Origin of the sequence: Dietzia sp. B44, assembly GCF_014145245.1 — a bacterium.
Taxonomy (GTDB): Bacteria; Actinomycetota; Actinomycetes; order Mycobacteriales; family Mycobacteriaceae; genus Dietzia; species Dietzia natronolimnaea.
Genome location: NZ_JAALEF010000523.1, coordinates 3318 through 19875, shown reverse-complemented (window position 1 = coordinate 19875; position 16558 = coordinate 3318). Strand labels below are relative to the sequence as shown.

Annotated in this window: 13 protein-coding genes; 7 read left to right on the top strand and 6 right to left on the bottom strand. The window is 69.7% G+C overall.

Annotated features, from left to right (window positions below; translation table 11 throughout):
* Window positions 1-428: 428 nt before the first annotated feature.
* Window positions 429-968, bottom strand: coding sequence for an Rv1476 family membrane protein (locus G6017_RS16220; RefSeq protein ID WP_187700278.1), 540 nt, complete (start codon window positions 966-968; stop codon window positions 429-431).
* Window positions 969-1210: 242 nt separating this feature from the next.
* Between G6017_RS16220 and acnA the strand changes: the two genes are divergently transcribed.
* The 5 genes from acnA (at window position 1211) to G6017_RS16195 (ending at window position 8631) form a co-directional block, all read left to right on the top strand.
* Window positions 1211-4024 carry an aconitate hydratase AcnA gene (gene acnA, locus G6017_RS16215; RefSeq protein WP_182618273.1) on the top strand — a complete coding sequence of 938 codons (2814 nt, stop codon included), beginning with the start codon at window positions 1211-1213 and terminating at the stop codon, window positions 4022-4024.
* 91 nt (window positions 4025-4115) lie between these two features.
* Window positions 4116-4685 (top strand): TetR/AcrR family transcriptional regulator, encoded by a 570-nt coding sequence (locus tag G6017_RS16210; RefSeq protein WP_179525301.1) that lies wholly within the window; start codon window positions 4116-4118, stop codon window positions 4683-4685.
* A 27-nt stretch (window positions 4686-4712) separates the two neighbouring features.
* Window positions 4713-5555 carry an aldo/keto reductase gene (locus G6017_RS16205; protein WP_179525302.1) on the top strand — a complete coding sequence of 281 codons (843 nt, stop codon included), beginning with the start codon at window positions 4713-4715 and terminating at the stop codon, window positions 5553-5555.
* Between the two features lie 125 nt (window positions 5556-5680).
* Window positions 5681-7060 (top strand): MFS transporter, encoded by a 1380-nt coding sequence (locus G6017_RS16200; protein ID WP_182618270.1) that lies wholly within the window; start codon window positions 5681-5683, stop codon window positions 7058-7060.
* Window positions 7057-8631, top strand: coding sequence for a pyridoxal phosphate-dependent decarboxylase family protein (locus G6017_RS16195; RefSeq protein ID WP_182618268.1), 1575 nt, complete (start codon window positions 7057-7059; stop codon window positions 8629-8631). Before G6017_RS16200 ends, G6017_RS16195 begins: the two co-directional genes overlap by 4 nt.
* Here G6017_RS16195 and G6017_RS16190 read toward each other — a convergent pair whose 3' ends face one another.
* Together G6017_RS16190 and G6017_RS16185 are read right to left on the bottom strand one after the other, a co-directional pair.
* Window positions 8632-9261 (bottom strand): HNH endonuclease, encoded by a 630-nt coding sequence (locus G6017_RS16190; protein WP_347238041.1) that lies wholly within the window; start codon window positions 9259-9261, stop codon window positions 8632-8634. It abuts the gene before it with no gap.
* Between the two features lie 134 nt (window positions 9262-9395).
* Window positions 9396-9743 carry a hypothetical protein gene (locus tag G6017_RS16185; protein WP_182618266.1) on the bottom strand — a complete coding sequence of 116 codons (348 nt, stop codon included), beginning with the start codon at window positions 9741-9743 and terminating at the stop codon, window positions 9396-9398.
* Window positions 9744-9840: 97 nt separating this feature from the next.
* On the opposite strand from G6017_RS16185, the gene G6017_RS16180 reads away from it, so the two are divergent.
* Window positions 9841-10914 (top strand): alpha/beta hydrolase, encoded by a 1074-nt coding sequence (locus G6017_RS16180; protein ID WP_347238040.1) that lies wholly within the window; start codon window positions 9841-9843, stop codon window positions 10912-10914.
* Window positions 10915-10969: 55 nt separating this feature from the next.
* Here the strand turns inward: G6017_RS16180 and G6017_RS16175 are convergent, their stop codons facing one another.
* Window positions 10970-11407, bottom strand: a complete 438-nt coding sequence (locus tag G6017_RS16175) for a universal stress protein (RefSeq protein WP_182618262.1) — start codon at window positions 11405-11407, stop codon at window positions 10970-10972.
* Window positions 11408-11741: 334 nt separating this feature from the next.
* Between G6017_RS16175 and G6017_RS16170 the strand changes: the two genes are divergently transcribed.
* On the top strand, window positions 11742-15791 hold the full coding sequence (locus tag G6017_RS16170; RefSeq protein WP_182618260.1) for a protein kinase domain-containing protein: 4050 nt from the start codon (window positions 11742-11744) through the stop codon (window positions 15789-15791).
* An 8-nt stretch (window positions 15792-15799) separates the two neighbouring features.
* Here G6017_RS16170 and G6017_RS16165 read toward each other — a convergent pair whose 3' ends face one another.
* Both G6017_RS16165 and G6017_RS16160 read right to left on the bottom strand, forming a co-directional pair.
* Window positions 15800-16036, bottom strand: coding sequence for a hypothetical protein (locus G6017_RS16165; RefSeq protein ID WP_182618258.1), 237 nt, complete (start codon window positions 16034-16036; stop codon window positions 15800-15802).
* 86 nt (window positions 16037-16122) lie between these two features.
* Entirely contained in the window at window positions 16123-16476 is a 354-nt protein-coding gene (locus G6017_RS16160; protein ID WP_182618256.1) for a hypothetical protein, read from the bottom strand.
* Window positions 16477-16558 lie beyond the last annotated feature (82 nt).

Genomic DNA, 16558 nt, shown 5'->3' with positions numbered 1-16558 from the left:
GCGAGGCCGCCGGGACCTCCTGCGCCGCGACCACCGGTGCGTGGACCACGCCCGAGGCGGTGCCCAGGACGAGCGCCGCCGCGAGTAGGGCGTGTCCGGGCCTGCGCACCGGACCCCGACGTCTCCGCGCTCCCGGAGCGCGGCTTGAAGAATGGTCAGGCTTCACGTTTCACCTTCCGATAACCGCACGAGGATGCGGCTGACCGCGCGACCCGCACGGCGGGACGCGTCACCGAGGAGGGTGAGGTTCGGGTGATGCCTTCCCCTGCGCCACTAGAGCCTCATACCAACTCGGCAGAACCGATGGTTCCTCTAGCACCGTAGGTCACAGAAGTCCCGTCCGGAACATTGGACGGCAAAATACACTGCTGTAACTCTAATAACGCGAGAAAACCCGGCGTGTCGGGCGATGGGGAGAAGAGCGTCCGTCAGCGCAGACGCCGCCGGAGGGCGACGACGAAGGCGACCGCCACGACGATCGCCAGCACGAGCACGACCGCCGAGAACGCGCCCCAGGGCGGGGCGGGTGCGGTGACCTTGTGCGCGAAGACCGAGGCGGAGGCCACCGGGTCGAACTCCTCCCAGGCGTCGTCCTGGCCGGCCTCGAGCTTGTGGCGGGGGATGGTGTCGCTGGAACTGCCGACGAAGACCGGGGTCCGGACCAGGATCGTCCCCTCGTACTCCTCGTTCAGCAGGGCGGCGAGGTCGCGGGCGTCCGTGTAGACGGCGGCCGGGGCCTCGGTGTAGACCACCTTGAGATCGAGCCCGCGGTCCCCCGCCTCGGTGACGACGGTCCGCAGTCCCTCGACGAACGGCTCCGGGGCGGAGACCCCGTCGTCGGCCAGGTCCCGGGACACGGCCTCGAAGTCGAGCCACTGCGGGACCTCGCCCTCCTGCAAGGACATCACCGGCTCGGCCTCGTAGGCGAGCGTGGTCACGGAATCGTCGGAGTTGTCCACGGCCGACATGGTGCCATCTCGTCGTCGTCGAACCGAATACACGCGCCGGACGGCGCGATACCCGCTCCGCGCCCCCCAACTTCGGGCGTGCCGGAACCTATACAGGACGAGCGTACTGGTAAATTGGTGACCGCAACCGGGCGCGAGGGTCCACAATGGGTCCTGTGTCCGCCCCCGGCGTTGCCGCCCGAGACACGCGGCGACACCGGGAGGGATGACGAATCGACATTCACACCACGAGTGGAGCTGACGTGACAGCAAGCATTGACAGCTTTGGCGCCAAGGGGACCCTAGAGGTCGGCGGCCAAGCCTATGAGATCTACCGCCTCTCGGCGGTCGAGGGAGCCGCCAAGCTCCCTTATTCCCTCAAGGTCCTCACCGAGAACCTGCTGCGCACGGAGGACGGCAAGAACGTCACCAAGGCGCACATCGAGGCCCTGGCCGGTTGGGACCCCTCCGCCGAGCCCGACACCGAGATCCAGTTCACGCCCGCCCGCGTGATCATGCAGGACTTCACCGGTGTCCCCTGCATCGTCGACCTCGCCACCATGCGTGAGGCCGTCAAGACCCTCGGTGGCGACCCCGACAAGGTCAACCCCCTCGCGCCGGCCGAGATGGTCATCGACCACTCCGTGATCATCGAGTCCTTCGGTGGTCGCGACTCCTTCGACAAGAACGTCGAGATCGAGTACCAGCGCAACGAGGAGCGCTATCAGTTCCTCCGCTGGGGTCAGGGCGCCTTCGACGACTTCAAGGTCGTCCCCCCGGGTACCGGCATCGTGCACCAGGTCAACATCGAGTACCTGGCGCGCTCCGTGATGGTCCGGAACGGGCAGGCCTACCCCGACACCTGCGTGGGCACCGACTCGCACACCACCATGGAGAACGGTCTCGGCGTCCTGGGATGGGGCGTCGGCGGTATCGAGGCCGAGGCCGCCATGCTCGGCCAGCCCATCTCCATGCTCATCCCCCGCGTCGTGGGCTTCAAGCTCACCGGGTCGATCAAGCCGGGCGTCACCGCCACGGACGTCGTCCTGACGATCACCGAGATGCTGCGCAAGCACGGCGTCGTGGGCAAGTTCGTGGAGTTCTACGGTGCCGGCGTCGCGGCTGTGCCCCTGGCCAACCGCGCCACGATCGGCAACATGAGCCCGGAGTTCGGCTCCACCTGCGCCATGTTCCCGATCGACGGCGAGACCATCGACTACCTGCGCCTGACGGGTCGCGACGAGGAGCAGCTCGCCCTGGTCGAGGCTTACGCCAAGGAGCAGGGCATGTGGCTCCACGCCGACGCGGAGGAGCCCGTCTTCTCCGAATACCTGGAGCTCGACCTGGGCGACGTCGTCCCGTCGATCGCCGGACCCAAGCGTCCGCAGGACCGCATCGAGCTGGCCGACGCCAAGAGCGCGTTCCGCAAGGACATCCACAACTACGTGGACGCCGGCGTCAACCCCCTCGGTGACACCGAGAAGGGCCGGATGCAGTCCGAGGGCGGTGCCCCGTCCGACAACACCGGGACCGCGACCCTCTCGCACGCCGAGGAGGGCTCGGTCCGGGCCGACGCCTCCGACGGCTCCGAGGGACGTCCCTCCAAGCCCGTCGAGGTGTCCGTGGACGGCACCGAGATGGTCTTGGACCACGGCATCGTCTCCATCGCCTCGATCACGTCCTGCACCAACACGTCCAACCCGTCGGTGATGATCGGCGCCGGGCTCCTCGCGCGCAAGGCGCACGAGAAGGGCCTCAAGGCCAAGCCGTGGGTCAAGACGTCGATGGCGCCGGGTTCGCAGGTCGTCACCGAGTACTACGAGCGGGCCGGACTCTGGCCGGACCTGGAGGCCCTCGGCTTCTACCTCGTGGGCTACGGCTGCACCACCTGCATCGGCAACTCCGGACCGCTGCCGGAGGAGATCTCCAACGCGATCCAGGAGCACGACCTGACCGCCACCGCGGTGCTGTCCGGTAACCGCAACTTCGAGGGCCGGATCAACCAGGACGTCAAGATGAACTACCTGGCGTCCCCGCCGCTGGTCATCGCGTACTCCATCGCCGGGACCATGGACTTCGACTTCGAGGCCGACTCCCTGGGCAAGGACACCGACGGCAACGACGTCTACCTCAAGGACATCTGGCCCTCCACCGAGGAGATCGAGGAGACCATCAAGGCCTCGATCTCCTCCAAGGAGTACACGTCCAAGTACGCCGACGTCTTCGCCGGCGATGGCCGCTGGCGTGGGCTCAGCACCCCGGACGGCAAGACGTTCGAGTGGGACGCCAAGTCGACCTACGTGCGCAAGCCCCCGTACTTCGACGGGATGCAGATGGAGCTGACCCCGGTCGAGGACGTCAAGGGCGCCCGCGTCCTGGCCAAGCTCGGCGACTCGGTCACGACCGACCACATCTCGCCCGCGTCGACGATCAAGCCGGGCACCCCGGCCGCGCAGTACCTCGACGAGAACGGTGTGTCCCGTCAGGACTACAACTCGTTCGGGTCGCGCCGCGGCAACCACGAGGTCATGATCCGGGGCACGTTCGCCAACATCCGCCTCCAGAACCAACTGCTGGACGGTGTGACGGGCGGCTACACGCGCGACTTCACGCAGGAGGGCGCCCCGCAGGCGTTCATCTACGACGCCGCGCAGAACTACGCCGCGCAGGGCACGCCGCTCGTGGTGCTCGGTGGCAAGGAGTACGGCACCGGGTCCTCCCGCGACTGGGCGGCCAAGGGCACCAGCCTGCTCGGCGTCAAGGCCGTCATCACCGAGTCGTTCGAGCGCATCCACCGCTCGAACCTCATCGGCATGGGTGTCATGCCGCTGCAGTTCCCCGAGGGCGAGTCGCACGAGACCCTCGGCCTGGACGGCACGGAGACGTTCGACATCACCGGGATCGAGGAGCTGAACAACGGCACCACGCCCAAGACGGTCAAGGTCACCGCCACCAAGGAGGACGGCCAGGTGGTCGAGTTCGACGCCAAGGTGCGCATCGACACCCCCGGCGAGGCGGAGTACTACCGCAACGGCGGCATCCTGCAGTACGTGCTGCGCAACATGATCAAGGGCTGATCACCTCCACCCCGACGGCGGTGCGCGGTAACTCCTGGTGAGACAGGGGGAACCGCGTACCGCCGTGGTGTATCCGTAGGAAGGTTGTGAGATGCCCAGGGTCAGTCAGGACCACATGGACGCCCGGCGTCGGGAGATCCTGTCGGGGGCGCGCGAGTGCTTTGCCGAGTTCGGGTTCGAGGGCGCCACGGTCCGACGTCTGGAGGAGACCACCGGTCTCAGCCGCGGTGCGATCTTCCACCACTTCGACGACAAGGACGCCCTGTTCCTCGCGTTGGCGCACGACGACGCCGCGGCGATGGCGGCCACGGTGGCCGAGCAGGGTCTGGTCCAGGTGATGCGGGAGATCCTGGCCGACCCCCACGAGTTCTCGTGGCTCGGGACCCGACTGGAGATCGCGCGACGGATCCGCACCGATCCGGCCTTCCGGGAGCGGTGGACCGACCGGCAGGCGGAGCTCGACGAGGCCATTCTCGCCCGCCTGCGGGAGCAGAAGGACTCCGGGAGGATGCGGACGGACGTCCCCGATGACGTGCTGCGCGTCTACCTCGACATCGTGCTCGACGGACTCATCACCCACCTCGCGACAGGGCGCGGCACGGCTCACGTGAGCGCGATGCTCGACCTGGTGGAGGCCTCGCTGCGTACCGGTCGCGAGTGATCCCGGGACGGGCGTACGGTGGGGCGCATGACCGATTCGACACCGCAGATCCCGCTGATCGACCTGGGCGACGGCCGTGCGATCCCCCAGCTCGGCTTCGGTACCTACCAGGTTCCCCCCGCCGACACCGAGAAGGTCGTCTCGGACGCACTCGAGGCCGGGTACCGGCACCTGGACACCGCCCAGATGTACGGCAACGAGGACGGGGTGGGTCGCGCGATCGCGGCCTCGGGGATCCCGCGTGACGAGCTGTGGCTCACCACCAAGCTCAACAACTCCTTCCACGAGCCCGCCGCCGCCCGCGACTCCGCCGAACGCTCACTCGAGGCCCTCGGCGGCCGGATCGACCTGTTCCTGGTGCACTGGCCGCTCGCGATGCACGACGACGTCGCCCGCGTCTGGGAGGCCATGGAGGGCATCCGCGCCGACTTCGCGGTGGACTCGATCGGGGTCTCCAACTTCACCCCGGCCAACCTCGCGCGACTGTCCGAGGCGGGCCTCAGCACTCCCTCCGTCAACCAGATCGAGTCGAACCCCTACTTCGTCAACGACGAGGTCCGCGCGGCGTGCGCGGACCGCGGGATCGCGGTGGAGGCGTGGAGCCCGCTCGCGCAGGGCGCGGTCTTCGGCGACCCGCAGCTCACCGCGTTGGCGGAGCAGGTCGACCGCTCGGTCTCCCAGGTCGTGCTTCGCTGGGTGCTCCAGCGCGGGGACATCGTCTTTCCCAAGTCCTCGAGCCCCGAGCGGATGCGTCAGAACCTCGACGTGTTCGACTTCGAGCTGAACGACGAGCAGATGGCCTCGATATCGGCCCTGCACAACGGCACTCGCTCGGGGCCGGACCCGGACACCTTCGACTGGCGCGGCTGAGGCGGGTCCCGGCACACTCCTCATTCCCCATCGCGAAGGCCGTTCCGCACACGTTTCGTGAGAGCCAGGTGCGCGGAACGCTCTTTTCAACGGTGAACGCGCTCGCCTCGCCCTAGAGTCTGTCCATGACCACCACACGTGCGCACGGCGAGGCCGCGCGTGCCGACGGCCCGTCCGCCGGGGGGCCCTCGGGCCGGATGCTCGCCTCGTACGCCGCCGGCAGCGTGGGCACGGGAGCGTTCAGCACCCTGCCCGGGCTGGTGCTGGCCTACTACCTCACCGACTCGATCGGTGTCGCGGCCGCGGTGGCGACGGTGCTGGTGCTGGTCCCCAAGGTGATCGACGTGCTGGCCTACCCGCTCATCGGGGCGATCTCCGACCGCGCCTCGCACCGCACCGGATACCGGACGGGTCTCATGCTGTTCGGGGCGCTCGCGCTGCCCCTGCTCTTCGTGGCCACCTTCTCGGCGCCGACGCAGTGGGGCACCGCGCTGGCCGGTGTCTGGGTCATGGGCTTCTTCCTGCTGGCCTCCCTGGCCTTCTCGTGTTTCCAGGTCCCCTACCTCGCTCTACCGGCTGAGCTGACCGGCGACTCGGGGGTGCGGGTGACCATCCTCGCGTGGCGCGTCGCGGTGCTGGCCGCGACGATCCTCGTGGTGGGGGGCGGTGGTCCGGCCCTGCGCGAGGCCGCGGGCGGAGGGGCGACGGGGTACGTGGTGATGGCCGTCGCCGTGTCCGCCCTGATGCTCGGCGGCATGCTGTGGGCGACGCTCGGATCCGGTCGGCGCACGGTCCTGCGGGCGGACGCGCAGGTCGGCGACCTGGGCCGGCAGTACCGCGACGGGCTCGACGCGCTGCGGGTGACCCGGCCGTTCCGGTTGCTGGTGGGCCTGTTCTGCCTGCAGGCGGTGGCCACGGCCGTGATGCTCGCGGGTGGCCAGTACGTCGCCACCTACATCCTGGGCGACGAGGCCGCGCTGACCGGGCTGTTCCTCGCCCTGATCGCCCCCGCCCTGCTGGTGATGCCGCTGTGGGCCCGCCTGGCGCACGCCCGGGGCAAGGTCCCCGCTCTGGCGACCGCGACGATCCTGTTCACCGTGTCCGCTCTCATGCTCATCCCCGCGGGTATGTGGCCCGGGATGTGGGTGCACGTCCCGGTGGCGCTCGCGGGAGTCGCCTACGCCGGGATGCAGGCTCTACCGATGTCGATGCTCCCCGACACCACGGACATGGACCGCGAGCTGGGCGGCCGCCGTCGCAGCGGGGCGATGAGCGGGCTGTGGACGGCGTCCGAGACGGGATCCATGGCGCTCGGGCCCGTGGTGGTGCTGGCGCTGCTCGCGGTGACCGGCTTCCGCTCCGGCGGCGTCGCTGATCAGCCCGAACCGGCCCTCTGGGCCATCATCCTCGGTTTCTCCCTGGTCCCCGCCCTGCTGACCGCTGCGAGTCTGCTGGTCATCCGGGCGTTGGGCCGCGAACACCCGAGCTGGACGGAGCCCGCATGACAGTCGAATCCCCGGACACCGAACCCCCAGGTACCGCGTCCCCGGACACCGATCCCCTGGAGGCCGTGATCGCCCAGAGGGGCCAGGCGGCCCTCGAGACGCTGGCTGCGCTGCGGGCGTCGGACCCGCCCACGACCGGGGGCAGGGTGCTCTCCTACGTCTACGACTCGGGACTGGAGGGCGTGGACCGGTTGGCTGTGCGCGCGGCCGGTCTGGCGCACGGGGTCAACGGCCTGGACCCGACCGTGTTCGGGTCGGTCGCACGGATCCACGGCGGGATCGTCAACAGGGTCCGCACGATCCTGGGCGGGGACGCCGGTGTCGGTCCGGGGAGCGACGACGACGAGGTCCACGGTGTCGTGACGTCGGGCGGCACCGAGAGTTGCGTGCTGGCGTGTCTGGCGGCTCGGGAGGTCTCGGGGCGTGCCCCCGGCAGTGGCGGGACGATCGTCGCCCCGGTGACCGTCCACGCGGCGTTCCGCAAGGCCGCCCACATCCTCGGGATGCGGTTCGTCGGCGTCGAGGTGGACCCCGACACGGGCCGGGTGGCAGCCGAGGACCTGCTGGCCGCCGTGGACCACGACACCTGCCTGGTGGTGTGCTCGGCCTCCTCCTACCCCACCGGTGTGATCGACCCGGTGGAGCAGGTCGCGGCCGGGCTCGACGCGCACCACGATCCGCGGATCGGGCTGCACGTGGACGCCTGCCTGGGCGGGCTGGTCCTCCCCTTCTGGCCGGGCGGGGTGGGATCGACCTGGGATCTACGGGTCCGACGGGTCACCAGCATCTCGGCCGATCTGCACAAGTACGGGTTCGCCCCCAAGGGCACCTCGGTCCTGCTCAGCCGGGGCCGCGCCAGGCACCGCGCATCCTGGTTCTCCACCGTCGACTGGCCGGGCTACCCGGTGGTCAACCCCACCCTGTCCGGGTCCAAGCCTCTCGAACCCGCGGCCGCCGCGTGGGCCGTGCTCGAGGCCCTGGGCGACGACGGTCAGTCCGAACTCGTGGCGCGCACCGCCAGGGCGACCGGACGCCTCGTGGAGGGGCTGTCCGGTATCGAGGGACTGCGCGTGATCGACTCCGATCCGGGACCCCTGATCGCCGTGGTGGCCGACGGGTCCGTGGGAGGCGCCCGACGTGTCCACCCCCACCTGTGGGCGGACGAGTGCGGTCGCAGGGGCATCGCCGTGCAGGCGCAGCCGGCCTACCGTCAGGAGCGGGGCGCGTTGCCGTCGTCGTCCCACCTCACCATCACCCCGGTGACCGAACGCCTGACGGACGAGATCCTCAACGTGGCCCACGCGGCTGCTGATGCGGTACGCGGCATGCCCGACCCGGCGCCCCCGGCCGCGTTCGCCGACGTGCTGGCCGCGCTGGAGGCCGGCGCCCTCTCCCCTGGCGACCTGCTCACCCTCCCCGAGGACGATGTGCACGCGATGGTGTCCGGCGTGCTCGCAGGCGACGACGGGGACGACGGCGGGATGGCCGCGCTGCTCGCGGCGATCGAACGCCTCCCGGCCGAGGTGGGTGCCCGGCTGGTGCGGGCGTACCTCGCCGCCGTGATGGAGTAATCAGATCAACTGCGTGCGGATGTCCGCGGACGCTCGGAACCATCGGGCCAGGTAAGCGTGCACGCGTAGTTCCGGATGCTGCTGCATGTGTCGGACGAACCAGCCTGTCAGGCCATCCCAGTCGGTATGTTTCCCCGGCGGGTGCAGCGACCAACCCAGCTCCTCGACAGTCCAATGGGCCTTGGCCGAGTTTCGTAACATCGAGGTGCAGAACCAGTTCGAGTCGTCGTCCATTCCCCCGCGGGCCACCGGCACAAGATGATCGATGGTGGGGAACAACTCCCAAAACGCGAAACGTGTCTCCGACATCAGCCAGTTCGGATGCGCGGGAAAGTCCTCTGGGATGAGCACGGACAGCAGACGCAGGGCACCCGGGTGTACCAGTCTCGTGCCGCTGTAGCGATCGAGGAATCCGTCCCGGTAGAAGAGGCGCAGGGACTGGCGGTCGGTGTAACTGCGGCCGGACTTGGCCACCGGCGCGAACGGGTAGTCGGACCGGAGAACGTCACGGCCCGAGTCCATATCGCCGGCGTCGATGGCGGCGACCACTCGAGCCAACACCTCAGCCTTGTCCTCGACGGGCGAATGTGGTGCGGGCCGGCCGGCCGCCGGGGTCTCCTCCAGAGCCACGATGCATCCCTCCCTCTGACAACACCTCTTTCTCCGGGTTCGACGCTACTGGTGCGGAACAACGCGAACCGCCCCCCGACCGGAGTCGGGGGGCGGCGCGGGGCGTGGAGTCCCGGTATCAGACCAGGACCGTGTCAGACCAGGACCGCGATGGCGACGTTGACCACGCCGAGGACGCCGGCGATGGTCGCCAGGGTCCCGGTGCTGCCCGCCGCCCTGGCCTCCTTACGGACGCCCACCACCGCGACGACCAGGATGACGACCGCGACGACGAGCTTGATCCCGATCTTCATGTGATTGAGGTCCACGTCCTGCATCTCGCGCAGACCGACGAGCAGCAGACCGGTGACCACCTGGAGGATCGCGCCGTGCAGGATCGCCTTGTTCATGTGAGGCGCCTTGATGGTGGCGAGCCACCCGCCGATGATGCCTGCCAGGCCGATGAAGTGCAGGATCAGAACGATGTTGAAAACGATGTCCATGTGGACAAGTGTCTCAAACGCACTGGTCACAGTGGACGCTAAGGCTCACCTAACCGTTGACGTCCGGACCGGCCCGCGCACGCGCCAGCCGACCGTGGTGGTCCCCGGCGGTCCGGGCCTCGGGTCGGTACTGCCGTATCGCGGGCTGCGGCGACGGGCCGCCCGCCTCGGGCTCGACCTGATCATGGTGGAGCACAGAGGTGTGGGACTGTCCCGCACCGACACCGCCGGCCGGGACCTGCCGGTGTCGGCGATGCGGATCGCCACGGTCGCCGGCGACATCGCGGCGGTACTCGACCGGGAAGCGGTGGACTCGGCCCACCTGGCCGGGTCCTCCTACGGTAGCTACGTGGTGTCCTGCGTCGGCGCCCTGTATCCCGAGCGCGTCGCCGGCATGCTGCTGGATTCGGCGCTGCAGTCGTCGACGGACATCGACCTCGAGCGTCGGGCGGTTCTGTCTCTGTTCTGGGATTCCGGCACCGCGATCGCGGCGGAAGTGCGGCGCCTCTACGCACGTGGAGAGGACCGCCGACGGTTGCTCGACGTGGTCCGCGCCGCCTACGAGTTGGGCGGACCGGAGCTGCTCGGCCCGGTGCTGCGGGGCCGAGTACTGGGCCGGGCGCGGGGACGGCTGCGAGCCCCGGACGCAGCAGCCTGGCGACTCCTCGAGGCGTACGCGACCCGGGACGGCTCGCTCGCGCGCGTGCCGGGCGTCTACGAGTTCGACCTCGCCGGAGCGATCGGTTTCCGCGAACTGGGGTACGGCGCCCCGACCGACGGTAGGCCCCTGGACCCCGCGCTCACATATGCGCCGCTCGCGCACCAGTTTCCCGGGTTCGATGCGGAACCGGTCGACCTGAGTCGCGAGGTATCCCGCTTCACCTGGCCGATGGTCCTTCTCAGCGGCACCCGGGATCTCCGGACCCCACCGGAGATCGCCGACCGCGTGGCCAAGATCGCCCCGGACGCGGCGGTCACCCGAATCGAGAACGGCCACAGTGCGCTGGACATCCATCCGGCGGCGCTGTTGAGTGCGCTCGAGTACCTGACCACTGGTCGCTACGACGCGCTTCCCGGTCAGGTCGACGCGCTGAACGCCCTCCCCCGCCGAGGCGTCTCAGCCCGGTTCCCGGCACTGCTCGCGGGTCTGGTGCGGCAGACGGAGTCCTGACCTGTCCGCGGAGCAGCCGGTACCGGTCACGCGCGTCGCGCGAGGCCGACCGGGCTCAGGCGTCCTCGGACTGACGCGGCAGGACCACGACCGGGGACCGCGAGTGCGCGACGACGTGCTGACTCACCGAGCCCATGAGCAGTCCACGGAAACCACCCCACCCCCGGCTGCCCACCACGACGAGTCGGGCATCCCGCGAGGCCGCGACGATCGCCTCCGCAGGGTGGCCGCGGAGGACGGTCTGGTCGACGCGGGCGTCGTCACCCAAGGTGTCCCGCACCGAATCCGAGAGCATTGTCCGCGCTCTCTCTTCCAGAATCGACGGGTCCACCCACCCGGCCATCGCGTACGGGCCGACGACGGCGGGGGTCTCGACGGCGGCCAGGGCGATCAGGGGCGCCCCGACGGTGTTCGCGTACTCGGCGGCCCAGGCCAGGGCCTTCAATGAGTCGGGTCCCCCGTCGACCCCGACTACGACCGGCTGTGCGTCCATTGGTCGACCTCCTCGGTGACACCGTCGTCGGTGCACCCGGCGTCCGGCCGGATCCGGCGACACTCCCACCGTAGCCCCACGGCCACGATGCCGCGGGCAAGAGCAGCGATCGGATTACGCCGAATCTGGACTATCGCGAGTCCGGTCGAAGCCCGTTTGCGCCACCAGAATCTGGCTTTGAACCGCCAGGCTGAAGGACAGATCTGCACGCTGCACGAGACGACCGCCGGGGCATGAGTTTCCAGGCCCCCGCCCGAGTGCTGCACTACGATTCACGATGATGTGACCGATGGTGACGTCCGACCCGATCCGCGCCCGAGGAGATCCGCTCACCGTGCTTCAGAACTCCCCCCGCTGGAAAGAGGTCTCCCGCTCGGCCTTCGAGCACGAGAAGCAGGGACTGGCTCTGCTCGCGAACGCCGTGCCGGACTCCGCGCCCTACCGGGTGTGGGCTAACTTCGAGTTCCAGGACAGCCACGGCCAGTGGCACGAGGTCGACGCGCTGGTGGTGGGCCAGTCCCGTATCCACCTGCTTGAGCTCAAGTCGTACCACGGCAGGATCGGCGGCGACGAGCACCGCTGGGTGACCGACCGGGGCGGCCGCGTGGACAGCATGCGCTCGCCCATGGTGGCCACGCGGCGCAAGGCGCAGCGATTCAAGTCCAAGCTCGAGCAGGAGATCGCCCGGATCGCGCGGGATCCGGACGAGGACCTGAAAATCCGCCAGGTCGCTGCCGCAGTCGGCCGCCTGCCGTGGATTCAGGAGGCGGTGTTCCTCCACGACCCAGGGGTGGTCTCGCACCTCGCGGCGGACAAGGCCCACAACATCTTCGGAGTAGACCCGGCGGACTTTCCCGACCGCGAGGTCCGCACCAACCTCCCGCCGATCGCCGACCGCGTCCAGGAGCCGGTGGGGCGCGAACGGATCAGCGAGGCACTGAGCATGCTCATCGCGCTGGCCATGCGCAAGATCGCGGGGATCACTGTCCGTGATCACATGGCCGGCTCGTACCTCCTGCACGACCGCGTCGACTCCCCCGACCCGCGCTTCCACGAATGGGACGGCGAACACCGGGAGACCCACGAGCCGATCCGCGCGCGCGTGCTCAACGTGGCGGCGGCCGCCACGGAGGGCGAACAGATCCGCATGCGCAGGACACTGCGCCGGGAGTACGAGCTGCTGTCCGGGCTGGGCAATGAGCACATCGTGGCCCCCCGCTCCATGGAGACGCTGCGCGGCACCTCGGACGAGGTGGTGATCTACCCGGCGCTGCCGGACCATCGCCCGCTGGACGTTGCGCTGCCGGGGGCCAAGCTCTCGTCCCGGGAGCGCGTGGAGATCGTCCGCCAGGTCGCGGACGCGCTGCTGTACGCGCACCGGCATCAGGTGGCGCACCGGGGACTCGATCCCACCACCGTTCTGCTCGACACCCGACTGCTTTCCACCCGGCCGGTTGACGCGTACGGCCGCATCGAGGTGCAGGTCGACGGCTGGTCCGGCGCGGGGACGGCAGAGGCCTCGGGAACGGTCCTGGGCGCCACCGGCTCTGCCACGTCCATGCCGGGGGACGAGCTGTCCGGCCGCGTCTACCTCGCACCGGAGGCGGCGGGCGTCCACACGTCGGACCGGATGGCGGCGGATCTGTTCTCCCTCGGGGCGCTGGCCTACTACGTCCTTACCAGCGGCCAGGCCCCGGCCACGGACCGCTCCTCGCTGCTCGACCGGCTGGAGCGCGACCGCGGCCTGGACATGTCGGCGGTGACAAGCGAGTTCGATCAGGGCCTGCGTGAGCTCGTCATGGACGCCACCGCGGCGACGGTCGACACGCGCAACTCCAAGTTCGGCGTCTCGGACTCCCGCCAGGGGCTCTCCCCCGTGATCGGGTTCGAGCGGCGCCTGGCAGAGGCCGCACGCCCGGCGACCCCGCAGCCGGCCGCGGAGCAGATGGACGCGCTGCGCCCGATGATCGACGGGGTGCTCGAGGGCCGGTTCGTCATCAAGAAGGTCCTGGGCTCGGGCTCGACGGCGGTGGGCCTGCAGGTGGAGGATCTCACCGACGAATCCGGTCCGCCCACCAAGGTCCTCAAGGTGGCCCGGGACGAGCGCGCCGCAGAGCGACTGGCCGCGGAGGCGGAGGTCCTGCGCTCGCTCGGCCAGGGGCTGCCGGCCAAGTACTCCTCGCTGTTCGTAGCGCTGCTCGAGGGCCCGATGGTCGTCCACGACCGGCGCACGTGCCTGGTGCTCACGGACTGCGGGGAGGTCTCGCTGGCGAGCATGCTGCAGCTCGGGCGGATCTCCCAGGACCGGTTCTGGAAGTTCGCCATCAACCTGGCGGACATACTGGTCGCTCTGGAGGCGGCGGGGGTCGCGCACCGGGACATCAAGCCCGCCAACCTCGGGATCGTGGGGCGGGGGCGCGGCCAGCACCTGGCCCTGTTCGACTTCTCCGCCTCCCGCGAGTCCCTGCAGCACACCCAGGTGGGCACGGGCGTGTACCGCGATCCGTTCCTGGGCCGGCGGTCGCGGCAGATCGCCGACTCCTCGGCCGAGCGGTATTCGGCCGGCGTGGTGTTGTTCGAGATGGCGACGGGTGAGACTCCGACGTACGGGGACGGGGTGAGCGAGCCCTCGCTCACCGACGGTCACGTGGTGATTCCGGCGGAGGCGATGCCTCCCGAGTGGAGCCAGGACGTGGTGGAGCAGATGACGGGGATCTTCACCCGTCTGCTCGATGGGGAAAGCGGGGTGCGGTTCGGCTCGGCGCAGGAGTTCCGCGAGGCGCTCGCGGCCGTCGCCGCGTCGGTCACCGCGGGTGACGGGGGGACGACGACGAGGGAGCCGGTCACTCCCCGCGATGCCCCCACTCCCGTGACAGCCGTCGCTCTCCCGACGTTGGCGGAGCTGGCGGAGGAACTCCTGCGGGCGGCGGGCAGCTCGCGCAGCTCCGATTACCGGCTCGTGCGGACGATCCTCGGGCGGGGCGAGGGCGCGCCGGAGGATCCGTTCCAGGCCATGTCCCGGTACGCCGAGCCGCTGCGGCTCAGTGCCGGCAGGATCCCGCAGCTCACGGGCAAGTTCCCGGCACTGTGGCAGTCCTCCCCCGTGCTTACAGCGGCATTCGAGGAGATCCGCGCCGCCACCCGCCGGGAGATCGTGCGCCGTGGCGGGGTGGCGAGTATCCGGCAGATCGCAGGGGCGGTGGAGCAGAGTTTCCCGGCGGAGCAGGGGCACCGCGATTCCGAGCGCCTGCGGCTGGGCGTGCTGCGCATGTTCGACCTGGGACTGCACCGTGCTGACGCCGCTGGCGGGTCCGAGGTGGAATTGCTGCGGCGCGGGCGCTCCGCTCGGGTGATCGGGATGAGCGTGCACCCCGAGTGGGCGCGTCCCCTGGTGGCCGAACTCAACCGTGCGGCGCACGACCTGCTCGCCGAGCCGGGAGTGCGGCACGTTCCCGCGGAGCTGGTCCACGCGGAGCTGCGGGGGGCGGCCCGGTCGGTGTTCTCGGACGCCGCGGACGCGGAGTCCCGGATCGATCCGGTCACCCTGGCGGAGCTGGCGGTGGCAGGCGACGACGAGTTGGCGCTCACCGCCACGGGCGACCTGTACTCCACCGCGATGGAGCTGCCCGAGCTGCTCGCGCTTACGCTGCCGCGGGCTGCCAACCAGTTCAACCTGGGCTTGCTCAAGGACCTCATCCGCGCCCGCTTCCCGGAGCTTCGCACCCGCGAGCCGAGGCGTGAGGACGTGGAGGCGGTGCTGGCCGAGCACATGCCGGGGATGGCGTGGGATCCGCAGCACCGGGACTTCCGCTACCCGCAGCAGTCGACCGGCCTGAGCATGGTGCACACCCGGACACCGTCCGCGTTGGCCTCCGACCGCTCCGGTACCGAGGATCCTCTGATCGAGCAACTGGCGCGCTCGGCCTCGAACCCGGGGTTCGTCTCCGTCTCGGTGCCCTACGGCCGTGGAGACGAGGTCGCGGGCAAGCTCGCAGAGCGACTCGGCGGCGAGGTGGTGGACCTGTCCGCCGAGGTCCTCGCGAACGTGGATTCCCTGCTCGAGACCAGCGGCCAGTTGGACAAGCGCGGGGATTTCCTGCGGTTGCCGCCCGAGCAGCTGCGCGGCGTCATGGAGGCCAATGTCACGACAGTGCTCGACAATGTCGATGCCACCGACGGCGCGGCGTTGGTCCTCACGGAGGCTTCGCTGCTCGCCGAGTACTCCCAGCTTTCCCAGCTCGGGCGGTGGACGGATCTGACTGCTCCCCCGCGCCGGCCGGTGGTGTTGGTGACGGGCCGCGCCAAGGACGCCCCGGGGCAGCCGGACCAGGTGGACGGACTCCCGCTCCCCATCACCAGCGACTCGCAGTTGGTGAGCGTGTAAGCGAGGGTCTACTTCCGCTTGCCCAGCGAGGGCGCCCCGCCGGACCGCACGTCGAGTACCCCGACCACGTTTTCCGGTCCGCGGCGGATCTGGCGTCTGCGTTCCAGGTAGGCGTCCAGCAGGAAGGCCAGCTCGAGCTCCGATGGGTGCGACTTGCGTCGCCTTGAAGCGAAGGCAGCGGCGAGGTCCTTGAGCCGAGCCCTCCGGTTCCGCAGCTGCGTCCGGGCGTCCGCCTCGTAATCCACTCCGCTGTCGATGAGGGCCCTGATCTCGGCATCACATCTCGCGATGGCGTTGCGAACCCCTTCGGCTGACGGTTCCTCGCACCACGTCAGAGTTTGCCGGACCTCCATCCGAGCGGTCTCGATCCGTTTCCGTTCCTTGCGGGCAACGACCGCAAGCGCTTGGAGTCCGTGGCGGAATCGGGAACCAGCGTAATTCGCCCGTCCGTTTTTGGAGGGACCCTGGTCGGCGCCAACGTCGCAGTAACTGCTGCCGCGGCCTGCCGCTCTCGGGCCTTGCGGACAGACCTCTTGATTGCCTTCTTACTCTTCTGAGCGACCGCGCGTTTGGCCACGAGCGCTCGGATTCGCGAACTGTCGGCGGGGACGCCGTCCTCGATGAGAGCGACGATCTGGGCGTCGATTGCGGCGACGGCGCGCTGGCGCTCCTCGTCGGTGTTCATGTCGGAAACACTATCCGGGTCTCCCCGCTCTCACGGCCTTCGTAGGATGTTCGAGGGACTCGCAACGCGCGAGTCCGCGTGT